This window comes from Bartonella sp. AP150HLJHH (genome assembly GCF_042196385.1).
Classification (GTDB): Bacteria; Pseudomonadota; Alphaproteobacteria; order Rhizobiales; family Rhizobiaceae; genus Bartonella.
Genome location: NZ_JBHIQC010000124.1, coordinates 1 through 699 on the forward strand (window position 1 = coordinate 1; position 699 = coordinate 699).

The following is a 699-nucleotide window of genomic DNA, read 5'->3' on the forward strand; positions in this document are numbered from 1 at the left end:
CTCACAAATGAAACGCGTGTAATTAATAATCATACCCTTTATCGCATTAAAGCATTAAAAGACTTTGCTGATGTTAAAGCAGGTACTTTAGGGGGCTTTATTGAAAAGGAAGATAACCTCTCTCATGATGGCAATTGCTGGGTTTATGATAATGCTTGTGTTGTAAAATCTGGTCGTGTTTATGAAAATGCAAGGGTATATGGCAATGCTGCCATTGGTGGTTTTGTTTATGGCAATGCGCATGTATATGATAAAACCCGCGTGTATTTTGGAGCTCATGTTTATGATAATGCGCATCTTTCTGATAAGGTGTGGGTTTATCAATATGCAAGGGTTTATGGGAATGCAAAATTAACAGGAAGTGCACGCATTTATAGCAAGGCTGAGGTTTATGATCATGCTGTTGTAAGTAGCTCTTCAAAAATTTATGGCAAGGTTTATGGCAATGCTAGCGTGGGTGGGTATGTTAAGGTCTATGGTTCTGTTTATGGCAATGCTAAAGTGACTGGTTATCACACCATTAGAGGTTTGGTACATGGCAATGCAAGGTTAAAAAGAGATGGTTATTCATATGTCAAACAAAACTTTTATTATGCATATGGAATTCCTGAAGATTGTGAAATTTATGAAAACGATACCGTTGTAAAGATTATTGAAAATAACGCTGCGTAAATAATGCGCGGGCGCGGCGGGGGCGCC

At 38.5% G+C, this 699-nt stretch carries 1 protein-coding gene; it reads left to right on the forward strand.

The genetic code is table 11. The features are described from left to right. The coding region (locus ACFING_RS10040) for a hypothetical protein (protein ID WP_375630829.1) at window positions 1-672 on the forward strand (672 nt) is incomplete at its 5' end. Between the last annotated feature and the right edge of the window lie 27 nt (window positions 673-699).